The sequence below is a fragment of the Pedobacter sp. ASV1-7 genome, from assembly GCF_040203335.1.
Lineage (GTDB): Bacteria > Bacteroidota > Bacteroidia > Sphingobacteriales > Sphingobacteriaceae > Pedobacter.
Map to the genome: position 1 here is coordinate 441751 of NZ_JBEHBV010000005.1, position 18078 is coordinate 459828.

Below are 18078 nucleotides of genomic sequence, written 5' to 3' on the forward strand. Positions count from 1 at the left end.
TTATTTAATTTTCAATTCAATAATGGTATCAATGTCGTCCATTGTTACCCCGTCTAAATATATTATGGTTTTGTCTTTTGTTTGCTTAAATCTCAACTTCATTCCATTTTCCATTATAGTTACAGAAATCACCTTCCCTTTAAGCTTGGGTAAAGTAATAAAAGTCTGTGTAATTTTATTGAGAACATGTATGTATAAACTTTTACCTTTTCCAGTTACCAGGCCCCAGTCCTGTACATCTATTACATTTCCGCGTGTACCATAAATCGTATTTCCATGTTTTTTCATCCAGTCCCCAACCTTAGCCAACGTATCTACATTTTCGGGCTGGATTACCCCATTTGGCATAGGACCAACATTCAACAATAAATTGGCATCTCTACCTGCATCATTTACCAGATAATGGATCAATTGCTTTACCGTTTTATATTTTCTGTCAGTAATTTTAAATCCCCACGAATCATTCATCGTCTCACAGGTTTCTAATGGAAGATGTGAGATGCTTGCACCACCAAATCCTGTCGTGTTTTTCCCTGGAAGGTCCTTTTCAAACATTTGAAAATCTTCACCTTCAATAGGACTTAAATGATGGTTATTTCCTATCAGACATTGTGGCTGCAATTTGTGAATGAGTGCATAGATTGAATCATAATGCCAGTCTACTTTAGATTTTAATGACTTGTCTTTATCGTTATCCAACTGATCCCAATGCCCATCAAACCATATCCCGCCTATTTCTCCATAATTTGTAAGTAATTCTGTGAGTTGAGCTTTCATAAATGCGATGTAATCTTCCCAGTGCCCTCTTTCTGTACGGCCTGTTCCTTTACCAGTTTTACCTGTTTGATAATGATAATCATTACGAGACCAGTCCAGTAACGAATAATACAAGAATAACTTTATGTTTTGTGCTTTACATTCTTTAGCCAGTTCAGCAAGTACATCTTTCCCATATGGCGTATTTGTTATTTTCCAGTCAGACTGTCTGGTATCCCAATTACTAAATCCATCATGGTGACGTGTTACGAAAGTGATGTACTTCATCCCTGCATTTTTTGCTGTACTTACCCACTTTTTAGCATCAAAAGCCGTAGGATTAAAAAAATCCTGCAATCGTTTATAATCCTCTACCTTAATATTTTTATTGGTCATTACCCATTCTCCATCCCCAAGAATACTAAACACCCCCCAATGGATAAACATGCCAAATTTCATATCTTGAAATTCTTTACGTGCAGCGACGTTTGCTGGACTTGGTTTATAGCGTTGGGCATTTAATACCAATGAGATACTAATAAAAAGAAGAAAGATAAAGAGCCTTTTCATACTGTTATTAGTTATTAAGCTTTATAAAACCACCATCCAAAGGATAGTCATTCCCGGTTACAAACCCTGCTTCATCAGAACACAGGTAAAGTGCCAACGAAGCCACCTCTTCAGGTTTTCCCATACGGCCTATTGGCTGACTTTTAGATAATTTTTCAAATATTTCTGCTTCCTGACCTGCATAGTTCTTAGAAATAAATCCATCTACAAACGGAGTATGCACCCTTGCAGGAGATATACTATTGCATCGGATGCCATCAGCCATGTAATCCTTCGCAACAGAAAGCGTCATTGCATATATTGCACCTTTACTCATAGAATATGCAAAACGATCTGATAAGCCCACTAATGCGCCAATAGAGGCCATATTTAGTACCACGCCATAACCATTTTCTTTCATTACCGGAATGGCAGCAAACAAACAGTTATAAGCTCCTTTAACATTAACATCAAATACTTTGTCGAAATCAGCCTCACTGGTATTATCAGCTCTACCAATATGTGCAATACCAGCATTGTTTACCAAGATATCGATCTTACCTATTTGCTTAAATACTTTTACTACTGTTTCCTGATTTACTACATTACAACTGTGAACATCGGCTAGTCCTCCCATCTCTTTGATTTCATTTACAGTCTGTAAACCTGCGTCTGCATTCAATTCAATAATGTGAACATGGGCACCTTGTCTGGCAAAAAGCACTGAAATTGCTTTTCCGATTCCACTTCCGCCACCTGTAATAATTGCTGATTTTCCTTTTAAACTAAACATTTTTAATAATTATAATGAAACTCCTCTTTTCCATGGAATAAAGTCATCCTGGTTCAATTGCACCGCTTTAGGTATTTCTTCTCCACTCGCCGCTTTAATACAGTACTCAAGAATTTCTGTTCCCATTTCTTCAATCGATTTCTCTCCACGGATAATTGCTCCGGTATCAATGTCAATAATATCACTCATTCTTGTTGCTAAAGCTGTATTTGTGGCTACTTTAATAACCGGACAAACAGGGTTTCCTGTAGGGGTTCCCAATCCGGTAGTAAATAAAATTAATGTCGCACCACTTGCTGCTTTTCCTGTTGTTGCTTCCACATCATTCCCTGGTGTACATACCAAGCTCAATCCAGCCTTTGTTGCCGGCTCTGTATAATCCAACACATCAACAACAGGAGATGTCCCAGCTTTTTTAGCTGCTCCTGTACTTTTAATAGCATCGGTAATCAAACCATCTTTTATGTTTCCAGGTGATGGGTTCATATGAAAACCCGATCCTACAGCATGCGCTTGAGCATCATACTCCTGCATCAAACGTATGAACTTTTCGGCTGTAGGCTGATCTACACTTCTATCAATTAAATTTTGCTCAGCACCACACAGCTCCGGGAACTCCGCCAACAGAACTTTAGCTCCTAAAGCTACTAATAAATCTGAAGTATATCCAACAGCCGGATTAGCAGATATACCACTAAAACCATCGCTACCACCACACTTAACACCTACACAAAGTTTGCTCAACGGCACTGGCTGTCTTTCTATTTTATTGATTTCCGTTAAACCTGTAAAGGTTTGAAGGATTGCCTCTTTTATCAGCTGTTCTTCGCTCTGACTTTTTTGTTGCTCAAATACTAACACAGGTTTATTAAATGATGGATTTCTTACTTTGAGGTCATCCAGTAAATTTTGAGTTTGCAAATGCTGACAGCCAAGGCTTAAAATTGTAATTCCCGCAACATTTGGATGATCTACATAAGCAGCCAATAGCTGACTTAGTAATGCTGAATCTTGCCTTGTCCCACCACATCCACCCTGGTGATTTAGAAATTTAATTCCATCAACATTTTTAAAAACCCTTTTCTTTAATGGTTCAACTGGAGCTAGCTTATCTACTTCAAATGCTGAAATATCTTCACCAGCTTGGTAAGCTTCCAATAGTTGCTCTGTAAAGTGCTTGTACTTGTCAGTTACAGTATAACCCAAGTTATTATATAAAGCTTCTTTTATTACATCCAGGTTTCTGTTTTCACAAAAAACAGTTGGAACAAAAAGCCAATAATTTGCTGTCCCTACCCTGCCATCAGCGCGAAGGTATCCATTAAAAGTTCTATGATTAAAACTAGACACATCAGGGGTTTTCCATTCATAATTTACTTTGCGATAGGCATAATCCTGAGAGGCATGATGTACATTTTCAGTCGTCATTATCCCTCCTTTAGGAATTGCTATGATTGCTTTCCCAACCAGTACACCATACATCAAAACTTCATCTCCCACCTCCATCGCATCAATAAAGAATTTATGCTTGGCATGTATATCATCCTGTAAAGTGATTAACTGTCCATTCCAATCTATAATCTGTCCTTTTGGCAAATCTTGCAAAGCCACCAAGACATTATCCTTAGGGTGTATTTGCAAATAACTTTTTACTTTATCCACTGCTAATAATCCTTTAACTCAAATATTCTATCCATCATTATCCATTTCTCTCCAGGCTTTGCTCCTGGAACAGGTTGCTGGTATTTCCACATCAGCGTTTCCCACTCCTGTACTTTTTCATTTACAGCATCCATATCCGACTTACGATCGAAACTAAATGTATCATTTACCTCCATAATCATAAACAATCGGTTTCCCATTCGGTAGATTTCCATATCTACAATTCCTGAAGAGGTGATACTCTCAATTATTTCCGGCCACACTTTGCGGTGTACTGCTTCATACTCAGCAATTAGTACTTCATCAGGTATGAGATCTAGTGTTAAGCAATATCTTTTATTCATAATCCACTCTTTTAACAATTTTATGCCCTTTTAATCCAAATACAAGTACGACAACAAAACAAACTAGTGGGACGATGTATCCAATTTGGATATTATGTGTTAAATCAGCAATATAGCCCATTATTGGTGGCAATACTGCGCCTCCAACGATAGACATAATAATGAGACTGCTCCCCAATTTTGTATCGTTACCAAGGTCTTTGATACCAAGAGAAAAAATAGTTGGAAACATAATCGACATAAAAAAAGCAATACCAATTACTGAAACCAATGCTAATGTACCTGCAGCTACAATTGCAACGATACATAAAGCCACATTAATTAATGAGTAAATCACCAATAATGATTCCGCTTTTATAAATTTCATTAACGATGTTCCAATGACCCTGCCAAATAAAAAGGCAAGTCCCATTCCATAACCAGCATAATCTCCCGCTGTTTTCTGATCAATACCTGCAGCTTCAGTGGCATATAATATAAAAAAGCTGAAGACACAGACTTGAGCACCTACATAAAAGAACTGTGCAGCAACTGCCCAGCTTAAATGCTTATGTCTTAAAGCATGGAACATTCCTTTTTTCTCTCCTTGTTTTTCTTCCTCTTCTGTAATTTCAGGTAATTTTAAAAAGATAAATATTACAGCAATCACCAAAATTATAGCTCCTAAAATCAAATAAGGCGTTTTTACCGATGAAGCTTCAGAAGCCAAAGCCAATTGCTTAGCCGACTCCGTCATTTTACTCAACTCTTCATCTGTAGCTCCTTGTATTAAAATTACTCTAACACCCACCATAGGCGCTAATGTTGCAGCAAGTCCATTGAAGGTTTGTGCAAAGTTTAAACGAAACGTAGCGCTCTTAGGTGGCCCCAATAAGGAAGCATATGGATTTGCTGCAGTCTCAAGAATAGTAAGTCCGCACGCAATGACAAACAATGCACCTAAAAAGAATACATATAACTGCGTATTGGCTGCGGGAATAAACAAAAATGAACCAATTGCAAAGACAATCAATCCAATAATAATACCTGTTTTGTAACCATATTTCCTCATGATGAAACCCGCAGGTAATGCCATAACGAAGTAAGCAATAAACACTGCTGAATCTACCAAAGAAGCCTGTAAAGTACTTAGACTAAATGATCTTTTTAAATGTGGAATAAGAATAGGATCGAGATTATGTACAAAACCCCACATAAAGAATAGTGAGGTGATCATGATAAAAGGAAAAAGATATTTATTTTTCGTCATTCGATTAAATATTTGGTTATTCAAAGGACGGAAATTTAGAATGTATTTATTTTATGATATTATCTAATGATTAAGCGATTTTAACATTCAAGTTGAAAAAGAACCATTCTCTTCAGCGTCTGGCATCTGTTGCTAAAGGGCAACATCGCCTAAGGCCGCTTCAGAAAAGGTAATTTTTCTGTCAGCAGCGAGCAGAAGCAACCCACAAAACCATATTGCAAAAGCAAGTTCCATACACATAAGTAAAACGGTAGTTATAAGTAAAGAATAAAAGCATAGTGCAAATACAATTTATTGAAAAACAAAAAAGCTCCGGTTTCCCGAAGCCATAAACTTTATAATTAACTCTTAAGCGCTATAAAAATCTCCCTCTTGTACACCTTCCCTAACCTCCCTTTCTCTACATCATGCTTAAAGAAAAAATCACCTTCTCAGAAGAGCATTGGAACTTTTTCTCTTCAGAAAAAGATTCCCGCGATGAAGAGAACGGTTATTTTTTCCCTTTACTTTAGCATTTTCAGCAAATACTCCCCATACCCACTCTTCACTAAAGGCATTGCAACCTCACGTAACTGTTCTTTGTCAATGAATCCCATACGGTAAGCGACTTCCTCAATACAGCCTATTTTCAGGCCTTGTCTATCTTCAATAACCTGGACAAACTGGCCTGCCTGCATTAATGAAGCAAAAGTTCCGGTATCTAACCAGGCTGTTCCTCTGCTCAAAACACCAACCTTTAGCTTACCTTGTTCCAAATAAACTTTATTCACATCGGTTATTTCATATTCCCCTCTTGCTGAAGGCTTAATATTTCTGGCGATTTCAACAACACTATTGTCGTAAAAATACAATCCAGGAACTGCATAATCAGATTTTGGAACGGCAGGTTTTTCTTCAATAGAGATGGCCTTATTATGTTCGTCAAATTCGACAACGCCATATCTTTCAGGGTCAGAAACTCTATAAGCGAATACTACACCACCATCAGGATCTGCACTTGATTGAAGTAACCTCGACATTCCATCACCATAAAAAATATTATCACCAAGGACAAGAGCAACCTTATCACTACCAATAAAATCGGCACCAATAACAAATGCCTGAGCCAGCCCATTTGGCACTTCCTGGACAGCATAGGAAAACTTACAGCCCAAACGAGAACCATCTCCTAATAATTTTTCAAAATTAGGCAGATCATGTGGAGTTGAAATGATCAATATCTCTTTAATACCCGCAAGCATTAAAATAGATAATGGATAATAAATCATTGGCTTATCATAAACAGGCATCATCTGCTTGCTCATGACTAAAGTTAAGGGATGAAGACGGGTACCGCTACCTCCAGCTAAAATAATTCCTTTCAATGGGTATATATTTGAGGTTAATATCTATTATATCCTGATTTACAGTCTACACTATTTATTCGAAGATACACTATTTTCTAACTCTGCATACCATTCAGCACCATATTTTCTGATTAGTGGTCCTTTCAAAAATTGATATACAGGAACTTTTAATTCTCGGCCAAACGAGCATGCATCATGGCAGATATGCCATCTATCATAATTCAACACATCAAACTCAGGGTATTGAGTAATTCTTATTGGGTATAAATGACAGGAAATAGGTTTCTGCCAATCTACCAGACCTTGCTCATAGCCTTTTTCAATACCACATTTAGTAATGCCATTTTCAAAAGTAACATAGGCACATTCTTTATTCCCATCAACACAAGGGGTAGTTAAATCACCATCAGCATCTACAACAGAAGTTCCTTGTTCTTCAATAGCTACAATCCCTTTAGGTTCTAAAAGATGCTTGATTTTTGGATAAATATCTTTTAAGATTGCTGTCTCAGCAACATCAAGTGGTGCTCCTGCATCTCCTTCAACACAACAAATCCCTTTGCACTTGCTCAGATTACAGACAAACTGTTCTGTAATAACATCTTCATGAACCAGTGTATTTTGTACTTCTATCATTATATTATTTAACTATAGCTAATGGATATTTTAATCCATCAGCCGATTTGATCTCCATGGTTACAGAACCAACTATAATTTCAACCTGAGCCTTCACAGGCACCCTGTTTCCATCGTCTGTTATCCAAAGGTATAACTTACTATCTTTTCTAAAAACTCGCCCAGGCTTGATAGATGGGCTAAATTTCAAACATTTTATTTTACCCAACTTGGTCTTTACTACTTCTCTGCCTACAAACTGAATTTCCAATTGGCTAATCTCATCTCCCAAAAAGTAATTCAGTTTTACAAAGTCGCCGATTTTCATTTTAGAGATATCCAGGCTTCTTGCAAAGTAATAAGCTGATACCAGGTCGAAAGTCTGAGTAGTAGGTGTGGTAAAAGTTCCTTGAGTAGCTACCACTTTCTTCCCTTCCTGATTAAACCTAGCTTTATCCTGCCTACGGTATCCACCTTCACGTATATTTTCCTGGTAGAAAAATGGTTTTAAGTTTTCTTTATCGATAAAAGAATCATAATGGTCTCTTATTTTGTAAAATATATCAAATGTGCCAGATGTCTCTCCATCAACCAGTAACTTGAAAGCAGGTTTACCATCAAATTTAATATCAGATTCCTGCACCTTTAAAGTCCCTTCGGCAGCAGTAATAAATCCATATTTCAATTTATACTGCAGAACCTCGCCCGCCTTGAAAACAGGCTCCTTTACAAATGGTAACTCCTGCGCCTGCACTTTGAAGCTTAGTAATAAAATAAGGATACACAATAAGGATTTTCTCATAACTAAGCTAAAACAAAAAGCAAACCAATTAATCTTTACGCTTATAAATAGGCACTGTAGAGCATGGCTCGCCATACATGATGCTCTTAACAACAGGAGTAAGTAAATTCGTAATCTCTACATAGGCAGCAACAGTAACATCAATATCAGCACAACCTTTAATTACCACACGTTCGTTGGCAAATGCAGACAAATCGATTTTCGCTAGGGCTTTTGAAAAAAGTACTGCTTCAAGAGTTTCCAGGCTTCCAAAAACGACCTCATTGGCAAAAGGCTTCATCCGATTAGCCAGCAACATATAAGCCCATGTTGGTACGATTGCATCTGCACTACACACTATAGCAATATTTTTCCCTGTATACACTGACCAGTCATGAGTTTTAATGAATTCGCGAAAGTCCTTCTCTCTAAGCATCAATCCATGAAAAAGATTCTCTTTAATATCATAGACGATTCTTTCTCCCGCATGAAAGTAATCTTCAAGGTTGAGTGTAATCAACCCACTTGCAGCTACCTTATTGACAAAATTCTCTTGAATATCCATGGTATAAATATCTTTAAATATAAAAAAAGCCGGAAGCTAAACTGCTTCCGGCTACAAAATTACGTAAAATAAGATTAATAGAATTTCACCCTATTGTCTTTTATCGTGCTTCTATCTTGTAATGCCTGGAATGCAGCTCCCAAAGAACGTTGTGCATTACCTTGCATCATAATTTCTTTTTGTTTGTAAGCATTTGCAAGAGGAGCAGGATTACTGAATCCATCAACACTAAACACATACACACCCTGACTACCATCAATAGCCTTAGAAAGCTTACCTGGCTGAGAACCAAAAACAGCTCCAACCAATTTATTCTCTTGAGCAGCACCTGGTATAATCGGGTTAGCAAACACGATATTCTCAACCGGAGCAACCTGCTTACCTAATTTTTGAGCTACCTGCTCAATTTTAGAAGCACCTTCTAATGCTTTATTTACTTTTTCAGTTAACATTTTAGCTTTAACTGCGATACGCACCATTGGTTCAATATCTTTCTTTACAGCGTCAAGAGATAAAGCACCTTTTGGCTTAATATCAGTTACACGGGCAACAACATAAGCATTATCCATCTGGTAAACCTCTTTAAGGACATCACCTTTATCTGCAGCATATGCATCACGAATTAACTGACGAGGATTATCTAGTCCAGGAGCAAATCCTTGCGTAGGAGTAACTCTTTCAGCCACACCAACAGTAAGCCCTTTTTTCTTTGCTACTTCTGCAAAGTTATCTCCTTTAAGTTCGTTAAGGAAAGCGCTAGCTTGTTTATAAGCAGCATCTCTTGTCTTATTACTAGGAACCAGACCTTTTTCTATATAAGCCAGTTTAGCAACTTTTGAAGAACCAACTTGTTTTTCAATTTTAATTAAATGTACACCAAACTGAGAAGTCACCACTTTAAGATCGCCTGGTTTACCATTAAATGCAGCATCCTCAAATGCTGGAACCATTTGTCCACGACTAAATGTACCCAATTCACCGCCATTATCTTTAGAACCGTCAACACTATATTTTTTTGCTAATTCGGCAAAGCTAGTACCACCTTGAACTAAAGTTCTTAAAGAGTCTGCTAATTTAATAGCTCTATCTGCACCACCTAAACTAGACGGGTTAATTAAGATATGACTTGCTTTTACCGAATCTGGAGAAAAGCGAGTATCAATAACTTTTACAAGTTTATAAGAGTTTCCTGAGAATGCAGGTCCGTAATAGCTACCCGCAGGCAGGTTGAAAACAACTGAATCTACAGCTGGGTCTAGTTTACCCTTAGACATATAAGCATAAGGTACTTTTACGTCAGAGTTTACAGCAGCAAACAATGAATCGTTTGTTGATGTTCTGAAATCAGCAGCTAGTTTTTCAATTTTTGTTTTAACAGCAACGGAATCAGCTTTTGTAGGATTTACACTAAAAGACACATATTCGAATGAACGTGTTTCTGTTGGATTATCGAAACGCTTTTTGTTTTCGTTATAGTAATCTGAATAGTCAGACTCTGTAAGTTTTACATCAGCATCAGGAACTGAAGCGTAATCAAGCACAGCATATTTAAAGCTAGCCAGTTTATTACGGTTCTGATACTCATCATTAGCTTCCAAAGTAGTTACATACATTGAATTGGTAATCAGGTTTGCATATTTTTTCTGCAAGGCCTGTTTCTCAATCTCTTCTTGTAGCATATCCCACTGTTGCTTTAACTGAGGGTTTTGACCTTGTTGTTTTAAGGAGTTGATTACTTCCGCACGGTTTATTTCACCTGTTTGAGGATTACCAAAATACTGAACTATAAGTGGACTAGGATTACTTCCCTGAAGCAAATCAAAAAGCTCATCACTTGAAATAGTTAATCCCAGCCTGTTATATTCTTTACCTAAAAGAATACTCGCTATTTCGCCTTGCCAAACATTATCAACCGCCATGGCTTGCATTTGAGCATTGCCCGATCCGCCATACTGTTGTTTAAACTGTGCAAGACTTTGGTCTACCTTAGGCCCAAACTGATCTATGCTAATTTCTTCACCATCAATTGATCCTACAACTTTTTGAGACGCACTCCAAAAAGGTTGCCCCGCTTGCATTGCATCACCAACTAAAAATGCAACAATTGCAAAACCGATGGCTCCTATCAAAATAAAGCCAGCGCGATTCCGCAAAAATGTCATTAATCCCATAATATTATTATTTATAATTCTTTTTTAAGAGCGCGCAAGATACAACTTTTGCGAAAAAAAGAAAACATTAAATTATTCGCTAAATTTTTCCTCAATATATGTTTCACCAAAACCACTCCCAGCCTTGTAATAACTGAAGTCTTGGGGTGCACTAAAGTTAACAGCATCAGCGAAAGAACCATCTGGTTTTGTTACTATACCTTTAGGTGAAAAGAACATTCTTTTATTCTCATCCCATATTAACTCTTCTGTATTAAAAGTTAGCGATTGATTTACCACCACGACATTCTTTCTGAAGATAGTTAACTTCTCTGTTTCCTTTGCAATGGCATAATCAGATGTAATGGTTCCGGTTATTTGTTGATTTTCATCTAAAAACTCAATTTTAACTCCTTTTGGCATTTCAGAAAAGGCGGCTCCCGTAGCTGGAGTTATCTTATCCAACACACGTGCAAAACCTTTAGCCTTTACCTTTGCAGAATCACTGTAAATAATTTCCACTCCGATAGTCCGATTTGTATCCAAACTAATTTTTTTAGAAAGTTTTGCCGTTTTTTTCAGGTCATCATCCCCGCAAGAGCTCAAATACAACACACAAAAAAAAGCCATACAAAAAATCAAACCCGGACTTTTTATCCAGGTATATTTTTTTAATGATGTTAAAAGGCTTGTCATAAGCTGGTTATTAGTCAAACTTAAATCGTCTGAACCAGGTATCGTTAAGCGTAAATCCTAAATGAATGTTGATATAATTCTCCTGTACCAGGCCATTAGTTAACGTTCCTCTTCTACCAAGCTCTGTAGTCAAATTCAACTTATGAAAAGCGAACCTATTGAATGCCAAAGGCAATCCTAAACCAAAAGTAACAGCCATCTGCTTAATATCCTGATTTTTAACTTGAATATAAGTCTTGTCGTATGTAAAACCAAGTCTATAATCTACGCGGTTAAAATAACTCCCAATTGAAGTCATATCAGGCGTAAGTTGTCCACCAATAGAAGCTCCCCAGCTATCTTGCAGACCATTGTTCTGTCCGTCAATACTTAATTTAGACCAGTTTCCTGTTCTAAAATCTGCACCAATTAACCATTTATTATCTTTTTGAATAGCAATACCAAAGTTATGTAACAATGGTAATTTCAATTTTGCCGAACCATTTTCTGTAAATGCAGGAGTATCAATTGCTGTTCCTTCATCTCCAGAACTTTGTCTCAGATATTGCGTTACTACAAACGTTCTCTTAGAATTAATACTCGATGGTGAAGATCCAGAGTATCCAAGTGTGATTCTACTTTTAGCACTAAGGGGAATTTCATATTGTGCCCCATAAGAGAAGCTGATACCACCTACACTATTTTTATCTTGTTGCTTTGTATTTATTGATGGCACACTTTGAAGTTCTAAAGCACGGTTTTCAACGAGGTTACCAAAAACATATTCCAAATTTACCCCAACTCTAAAATGATCACCAAATTGCTGACCTAAACCAAAATATGCTTTAGTTAGTCCACCCTCTCCGGAGTATAACCTATTTGCAACAGTAGTATCTCCAGCGAGCGTTCCTGAATTACTAAATTCATAGCCAAGATCAGTATAAGGCATTAAGCCAAAGCTTAATCCCGTACGACCATTTTTAATCGGAAATGCAAGAGCTATATGACTTAAGGTCGAGTTAAAACTTCCTTCAGATAAATTATCCCTTTTAAGCTGTTTAAAACCCCCACTCATACCAATATCTACTGTAGTTAAGGTAATGCCAGAATAAGATGCAGGATTCTGCATATTGATATTACTATAGTAATTATTAGGCTTGTAAATAGCAGTAGATATTCCACCCATTGCCCTGAATTGAGGAAGCAATAATCCTTTCACATTTCCAAGACCATATCTTGAATATGGTGATTGAGAAGTTACCTGTGCTTTAACACTAACACTGGCAAACAAGATGATTACCGCTACTATATAATTAATTCTTTTGTACATATTCAAATGCAATAACTTCATTTAATCCCTTTAATACCAAATACGGATCGTGTATTATTTGAGGCGCAAAGATGCTGTTTTTTAATTGTTCTAGCAAAAAAGCTGCACTTCCCCCTGTTAACAATACCGTAAGGCCTATATTTTCTTTATTATAAGAGGATATAAAACCCTCAACTTCATTTATCACCCCTTGTAAAACACCATTTTTAATTGCTGAACTGGTATCTATACCCCTAGGAATTTCTCCTTCTTGCTGCCATTCAATAAGTGGCAATTTACCTGTAAATTGGTGCAATGCTTTAAAGCGCATATCTATCCCAAGACTAATACTCCCCCCAAAATACTTATTATCTCTACTTAATAAATCGTATGTAATGCAGGTTCCTGCATCTATCATTAGACTGTTTTGACCAGGATAACAGCTATAGGCTGCGATAACTTTAGCCCACCTGTCTAAACCAAGTGTTGAAAGCGTCTGATAATAATTTATTACTCCCGTGTTAATTTCAGTAGAAAAAGGAATATAATTTGTGTTAGATTTCAACACATCAATTACTTCCTGTAAGTCTTCCCTAACAATAGAAACAGAAGAGTTTTTCACCTTGTACTTTTGTATTATGCTGATGAGTACATCGGGCTCAATCTCTTTAAAAACCTGGTAGTGAACCAACACCTTTTCATCGAAAACAGCGAGTTTACTATTTGTATTACCAATATCTATAACAAGATTATGCATTAACAGTTCCAAACTTCATTGCACAAAGCTATCAATCTTTAGGTATTTTCAACGGTTCAATTTGTTAAAAAAAGTTAAACAAATAAAAAGTATTGAATAGCAAAAACCAAGATAAGAAACAAGCTTTCATAAAACCATCTTTTTTTAGCATTTGAAAAATAATATGCTAATAAAACAGCCCCCGGTGGTACACATAACAAAAAGTGATATAACCTAAAGTCTGGTTTTGTATAAAAGCTACCGGCACTTACAATAAACATAAAAAAAAGCATTTGAAATGCTTTCCTAGTATAGATAAAGCTTCTGAAAAAGTTCTCACGTAGTTGAACAATTGCAAGTATCATCATAACCAATACAGGTACCAATACCAGATAATCATTATAATTAATCTTAAAAACAGAAGGAAATTTGTTTGCCAAAGGCAACCATATCTTATAGAACATGGATAAACTATCATTCCAGTAATAGAACACAGCTACAAAAAAGAATATGATTAAAAAGCCCACCAATCCAGAAATCCACTCCCGCCAGTTGAACGACCTATACAACAATAGGGCAAGCCAGATCATGACCAGCATTACTATGAACGGAAAATAGATTAATGTCCCTATAGCAATGATCATCCCAATATCGAACATGATCATTATAGCATTTGGAGATTTACCAATCTTTAAGAATTTATCCATCATCCAGATCAATAAAAAATTACAAATTAAGGTTGGGCTCAACACTAAAAAAGGCATAAATAGACTGGCACCACTGATATACATCAATGCTGGTAAAAAACCTGGTTTATTTAACAATCCATGATTATTTACAACCCTGTTAAACAGTATGGCCTGAATATATACAATGATTCCTGCAAAGAAGACATTGCTAACTGGAGAGAAGAAACCTTGCACCGGAATTTTAATAAAAAACCTGGTGTAAGATTCTAAAAATTCAAAATTCAGTTGAGCTGGAAGATCAGCAAAAAGAGCTATTCGCATAAAAAAAGTATATGCGAACAGGATTAACAGGTTTACAGGGTTTAAGTTTCTAAATTGATTAATCATGCCTAAAGGCAAAGTAAAGCAAATTATCTGGCAAACTGCTTTACAACTTTATCAATTACAGCATCTGTTTCATCAGGAAAATGAAATTGATGTATTTGCGGCTGTACTACCCATTCTTTAATTATAGGAAGCCAGTCCTTGTTGCTTCCCCATAGCACGGGTAAACCAAACTGTTTCAATGCATAAGCATTACATTGCTGCTCATATTGAAATTTCATTGGCGCTACCAATAATTTCTTACCTAAAAAAAGTGCTTCAGCAGGGCCTTCAAATCCGCCACCAGTAAACAATCCTTCGCAACTTGCTAAACTCAAATTAAACAATCGATTATCTACGGGATGAACATCAACATTTCCATCTATATAGGCTTGTTTGCAATGCTTAGAAAACACCTGCCAGTTAACTTGAGGTATCTGCTTGAGCATCGGCACCAGGTATTGATCATCAATAGCTGGAAGGTAAACTGTATAATGCCCCAAATTACTTGTCAGCATATTTCTAATCTCAGCTCTGATTACCGGCGTATAAATAAAATCGTCGTAACGCTCAAAATGAAAACCTACATAGTGAGTAGCTGGCGCATAATACTTCATAACCAGCTGTGCCCAATCTATACTTTTTGGTTTCGGAACTTTTTTAGATTGAAAAGAAGCCTGGTGACTTAATCCTACACTTTCTATACCTTTTGTTTTACAAGCCCACGCCGTAACAGGCTCAAAATCATTCAAAATCAAATTGTATTCCTTTAAAGGAATACTTCTCATATCTTTTACAAAACGTGGAAGGTTCATGCTCTTCCAGGTTTCATAATGATTCACACCACCTTTTTTACCAAAAATAAAGCTAAAGCCATGCAATTGATACTTTACCTCCTGCGTTAATTTAACATCTGCCTGTGTTCCGCTGATTAGCAGATCAACATCGCCATGTTTTTGCAACAAAGGCACAATCTCTCTTGCCCGGCTAATATGTCCATTGCCTGTACCCTGTATGGCGTAAAGTATCTTCATCCGCACCGAATATCTGTAATTTTCATTGAAATATAAATTTGTAAATTCATTCAGGTTTTGGCGTTAGACAATTTCTAACTTAATTTTTTGCAACAAAATATTGACATCAAGCTTGCTACGTAAATCTTCACCATCTGACAACTCCCCTTCTTCAACATCATCCTTTTGGAAGTCTTTTTGATCATATCTAAATATTTTCCAAGATTGATCACAATATTCCAGAGCGGTAAGGTTCTCCACCCAATCCCCGCTATTCAAATAAGTTACCGCTCCATTCTCTGTGGCTATTGCTCTCATTTCAGGTTGATGAATGTGCCCACAAACTACATATTGATAACCATTTTCAGCAGCTAGCTCCGCAGCTGTATTTTCAAAACCATTAATAAACTTTACAGCATCTTTGAATTGTGCCTTAATTCGTTTAGAAAAACTCATTTTTTCTCTTCCTATCGATACCAAAAACCAGTTTACTAAACTATTAATCAAAATTAAGCTGTCGTACCCTACCGCCCCCAACTTCGCCAACCATTTGGAATGTTGCATAGTAACATCAAATATATCTCCATGAAAAAACCATGCTCTTTTACCATCTAATTCAAGCACTAGCTTATTCTGAATATGAAATGTACCCAGATTCATGTCTGCAAACTTCCGCAACAATTCGTCATGATTACCTGTCAGGTAATAAACAGGTACTCCTTCCACCACAAATTTCATAAGCTTCCGAACCACTTTCATGTGTGTCTCTGGCCAATATCTTTTACTAAACTGCCAAATATCAATAATATCACCGTTTAGAATGATCATTTTAGGCTTGATACTTTTAAGGTATTTTAACAGTTCTTTAGCATGGCAGCCATAAGTGCCTAAGTGCACATCTGAGATTACGGCAATATCTATTTCTCTTTTAGATGTCATGCGGATTTATATTGCATACTATTTTACGCTACAAAAGTGCATCGACAAGATTAACAAGAGATTAAGGGAAGGTTAAATATTAAGAGGGAAATATAGCTAATTAAGAAATTTAGAAGCATAAAAAAAGGTTGCTCATCTTTGAAGTGAACCCCAAAAGTTGGACAAAAACTTTTGGGGTTCACTATTTATGGCAAAACACACATTTGAGGAGAAACTAGATATAGTTTCTCAAGTAAAAAACGGGAAGCCGATACTACGCATATCCCGCGAACGGCATATAGTCGAAAGGATGATATTGGAATGGGTTCGGAAATATGATCTTTATGGTGAAAGTGGGCTACTCAAACAACCTAATGTCCGGGGCACACCTGATTTCAAGGAAGAAATTGTAAGGATTGTTCTAGAGAAAAAGGTACCTTTAGTACAAGTTGTTCTGCAATATGGAGTAAGTAAAACCGCTTTAGAACGCTGGGTAAGATCAGTACGAGTTGAGGGTTATGGCGTACTACACCAACAAAAAAATCGTGAACGACTACCCAAAGACATGAGTAGATCAAAGAAGCATGAGCCTGAAACAGAATTAGAAAAACTCCAGGCAGAGAATGCTCGTTTGCGAGCCGAGAACGCACTATTAAAAAAAGTCACGGCCTTAGTCAAGGAAAGAGAAGCCCGCGAACACATGAGTGGGCAAAAGCCATCGAAGAACTAAGGCCTGCACATGATGTTGCAATTCTATTGGATTGCAAACAGATGGCTCGCTCGGTATTTTATTATCATCTCAAGCGCCTGAATAGTAGAGATAAATACAAGAATGAAAAGGAAGAGATTATACGCATATATCACTTGCATAAAGGCAGATATGGGTATCGACGGGTAACGGCCGAAATGAAGAACTTGGGTTATCATATCAATCATAAGACTGTTCAAAAATTAATGGGAACATTGAACCTAAAATGTAATATAAGGAAAGTTCGCTATCGCTCATACAAAGGTGAAGTTGGTAAAATTGCCGCCAATGTACTTGAAAGGAATTTCAAGGCAAGTTCCCCTAATCAGAAATGGGCTACAGATGTCACTCAGGTAAACATCAAAGGCGAGAAGATCTACCTATCACCAATACTTGACCTATTCAATGGAGAAGTTATCTCCTATAGTATCTCAAAAAGTCCGAATATGAAGATGATAGACGAAATGTTAGATAAGGCTTTTGACAAAGTAAAAGACACAAAGGGGCTTATTTTTCATTCTGATCAAGGCTGGCAATATCAGCATTATGGATATAGAAAGGCTTTAGAGAAACAAGGAATTATACAGAGCATGTCCAGGAAGGGAAATTGCTTAGATAATGCAGTGGCCGAAAACTTTTTTGGAATCTTAAAGACTGAGCTACTGTACTCACAAAGCTTTGAGACAGCAGATGAGTTTGTCCTTTCAGTAAAAGAATACATTCACTATTACAACAATAAAAGAATAAAAAACAGGCTAAATGGAAAGAGCCCGGTGGAATACCGAGCTCTCGTACAAAAAACTTAATTTTGTTAATC

Annotated in this window: 18 protein-coding genes; 2 read left to right on the top strand and 16 right to left on the bottom strand. The window is 36.8% G+C overall.

Annotation, left to right across the window (positions count from 1 at the left end; genetic code table 11):
* From ABDJ41_RS14355 to ABDJ41_RS14430, 16 genes are all read right to left on the bottom strand, one after another.
* Entirely contained in the window at positions 1–1326 is a 1326-nt protein-coding gene (locus ABDJ41_RS14355; RefSeq protein ID WP_349786745.1) for an alpha-L-fucosidase, read from the bottom strand.
* A gap of 7 nt (positions 1327–1333) precedes the next feature.
* Positions 1334–2098 (bottom strand): SDR family NAD(P)-dependent oxidoreductase, encoded by a 765-nt coding sequence (locus tag ABDJ41_RS14360; protein WP_349786746.1) that lies wholly within the window; start codon positions 2096–2098, stop codon positions 1334–1336.
* Between the two features lie 9 nt (positions 2099–2107).
* Entirely contained in the window at positions 2108–3760 is a 1653-nt protein-coding gene (locus ABDJ41_RS14365) for a UxaA family hydrolase (RefSeq protein ID WP_349786747.1), read from the bottom strand.
* Between the two features lie 2 nt (positions 3761–3762).
* On the bottom strand, positions 3763–4104 hold the full coding sequence (locus ABDJ41_RS14370) for an L-rhamnose mutarotase (RefSeq protein ID WP_349786748.1): 342 nt from the start codon (positions 4102–4104) through the stop codon (positions 3763–3765).
* Positions 4097–5353, bottom strand: a complete 1257-nt coding sequence (gene fucP / locus ABDJ41_RS14375; RefSeq protein ID WP_349786749.1) for an L-fucose:H+ symporter permease — start codon at positions 5351–5353, stop codon at positions 4097–4099. The genes ABDJ41_RS14370 and fucP overlap by 8 nt, the downstream gene beginning before the upstream one ends.
* Before the next feature lie 503 nt (positions 5354–5856).
* Positions 5857–6717 (bottom strand): glucose-1-phosphate thymidylyltransferase RfbA, encoded by an 861-nt coding sequence (gene rfbA / locus ABDJ41_RS14380; RefSeq protein ID WP_349786750.1) that lies wholly within the window; start codon positions 6715–6717, stop codon positions 5857–5859.
* A 51-nt stretch (positions 6718–6768) separates the two neighbouring features.
* A complete protein-coding gene (locus ABDJ41_RS14385; protein WP_349786751.1) occupies positions 6769–7335 on the bottom strand; it encodes a DUF3109 family protein in 567 nt (188 codons plus the stop codon).
* A gap of 4 nt (positions 7336–7339) precedes the next feature.
* The gene (locus ABDJ41_RS14390; RefSeq protein WP_349786752.1) at positions 7340–8116 is read right to left on the bottom strand and encodes a DUF3108 domain-containing protein; all 777 of its coding nucleotides are present in this window, start codon (positions 8114–8116) and stop codon (positions 7340–7342) included.
* A gap of 28 nt (positions 8117–8144) precedes the next feature.
* Entirely contained in the window at positions 8145–8660 is a 516-nt protein-coding gene (locus ABDJ41_RS14395; RefSeq protein WP_349786753.1) for a DUF2480 family protein, read from the bottom strand.
* A 74-nt stretch (positions 8661–8734) separates the two neighbouring features.
* Entirely contained in the window at positions 8735–10831 is a 2097-nt protein-coding gene (locus tag ABDJ41_RS14400; RefSeq protein WP_349786754.1) for a peptidylprolyl isomerase, read from the bottom strand.
* Between the two features lie 72 nt (positions 10832–10903).
* Positions 10904–11506 carry a hypothetical protein gene (locus ABDJ41_RS14405; protein WP_349786755.1) on the bottom strand — a complete coding sequence of 201 codons (603 nt, stop codon included), beginning with the start codon at positions 11504–11506 and terminating at the stop codon, positions 10904–10906.
* Between the two features lie 10 nt (positions 11507–11516).
* Positions 11517–12836: a BamG family beta-barrel-assembly machinery protein gene (bamG, locus tag ABDJ41_RS14410; RefSeq protein WP_349786756.1), complete on the bottom strand. Its 1320-nt coding sequence runs from the start codon at positions 12834–12836 to the stop codon at positions 11517–11519.
* The gene (locus ABDJ41_RS14415) at positions 12799–13551 is read right to left on the bottom strand and encodes a type III pantothenate kinase (RefSeq protein ID WP_349786757.1); all 753 of its coding nucleotides are present in this window, start codon (positions 13549–13551) and stop codon (positions 12799–12801) included. Before ABDJ41_RS14415 ends, bamG begins: the two co-directional genes overlap by 38 nt.
* A gap of 74 nt (positions 13552–13625) precedes the next feature.
* Complete coding sequence (locus ABDJ41_RS14420; RefSeq protein ID WP_349786758.1) at positions 13626–14606, bottom strand: DUF6427 family protein; 981 nt, start codon at positions 14604–14606, stop codon at positions 13626–13628.
* 23 nt (positions 14607–14629) lie between these two features.
* Positions 14630–15616, bottom strand: a complete 987-nt coding sequence (locus tag ABDJ41_RS14425) for a glycosyltransferase family protein (protein ID WP_349786759.1) — start codon at positions 15614–15616, stop codon at positions 14630–14632.
* Positions 15617–15679: 63 nt separating this feature from the next.
* A complete protein-coding gene (locus tag ABDJ41_RS14430) occupies positions 15680–16534 on the bottom strand; it encodes a UDP-2,3-diacylglucosamine diphosphatase (protein ID WP_349786760.1) in 855 nt (284 codons plus the stop codon).
* 295 nt (positions 16535–16829) lie between these two features.
* Here ABDJ41_RS14430 and ABDJ41_RS14435 point away from each other — a divergent pair, with 295 nt between their 5' ends.
* Complete coding sequence (locus ABDJ41_RS14435) at positions 16830–17243, top strand: transposase (RefSeq protein WP_349786761.1); 414 nt, start codon at positions 16830–16832, stop codon at positions 17241–17243.
* Positions 17165–18067: an IS3 family transposase gene (locus ABDJ41_RS14440; RefSeq protein ID WP_349786767.1), complete on the top strand. Its 903-nt coding sequence runs from the start codon at positions 17165–17167 to the stop codon at positions 18065–18067. Before ABDJ41_RS14435 ends, ABDJ41_RS14440 begins: the two co-directional genes overlap by 79 nt.
* Positions 18068–18078: the final 11 nt, after the last annotated feature.